This window comes from Vibrio sp. 03_296 (genome assembly GCF_002265885.1).
This window is the reverse complement of record NZ_NPKW01000641.1, coordinates 1-1183: the sequence shown is the minus strand read 5'-3', so window position 1 is coordinate 1183 and position 1183 is coordinate 1. Positions and strand designations below refer to the sequence as shown.

General features: G+C 45.5%; 2 pseudogenes. Both read right to left on the bottom strand.

Annotated elements, in window-relative coordinates:
• Positions 1-722: pseudogene (locus tag CIK04_RS26820) on the bottom strand (aminotransferase class III-fold pyridoxal phosphate-dependent enzyme); the annotation flags it as partial.
• A gap of 350 nt (positions 723-1072) precedes the next feature.
• Positions 1073-1183, bottom strand: a pseudogene (locus CIK04_RS26815) (anthranilate/aminodeoxychorismate synthase component II); the annotation flags it as partial.

The window sequence follows — 1183 nt, the reverse complement described above, 5'->3', positions numbered from 1 at the left end:
TTGGTAAGCATAGAACTCACCCGTACGACCATTACCCGTTTGCACTTCATCAAATACCAGCAGCGCATTGTGTTTGTCACACAGTTCACGCACGGCTTGAATGAACTCCGATGTTGGTGGAATGTGATGGCCGCCTTCGCCTTTGTAGCGGTTCCATCATACCGCACAGGTACGGTCTGAAATGTGCGCTTGCAGCGCTTCAATATCGTTGTAAGGAAGGTGAGTAACGTCGCCCGGTTTCGGACCAAAACCATCCGAATACGCCGCCTGACCACCCACTGTCACGGTGAAGAAAGTACGTCCGTGGAAACCTTGTTTAAACGCGATGATTTCTGATTTTCTGGCCATAACGTCTGCGGCATAACGGCGCGCCAGTTTCAGGCTGCTTCATTGGCTTCCGCGCCTGAGTTAGCAAAAAAACACACGTTCAGCAAAGCTCACTTCGGTCAGTTTTTTTGGCCAAACGCAACGCTGGCTCATTGGTCATAACGTTGCTCAAATGCCAAAGCTTACCCGCTTGCTCTGTCAGTGCGTTCACCATCACTGGGTGACAATGACCTAAACAGCTCACCGCAATACCACCAGCAAAGTCGATATACTCGTTACCGTTTTGGTCCCAAATTCGAGACCCTGCCCTTTAACTGGAATCATCTCCATTGGTTGTAACAAGGCACCATCACCTCATCGAACAATCCACGCTCTACTTTCATTTCCACTGTCATTACACATTCCCTCTCGATACCGCAGCAGATAGCGAATTACACCGACTTTCACTGTTCGGCAAATATTGTCTTGCATTTACGCTGATGCGGCATTGTATTTACAATTAATTAACGATTTCAATAGTGATTTATTCTTTTTGGTTCGGGGTGTAAATCCTGATAGTCACTATTAATGACTATTTATGCATCAAGTTGGTAAATTATTGAAGCACTTTTTTAAAAAGTGCAGAAGCTTGCTGATGTGGTAAGAAAAATGAAAACAGAATACAGAACGGTGCGAATAAGTTTTTCACTCATCGCAAAGCAAAAAAAGATGAAGAAAATGTTAAGAAAGGTGATCGCGATCAGGATTAGCGCGCGAGAAAGTTCGCCAGCAACTGATGCCCTTGCTCAGTTTTTATCGACTCTGGGTGGAATTGAACCGCATCAATCGCCAGTGTTTTGTGCTGATACCCCATGAT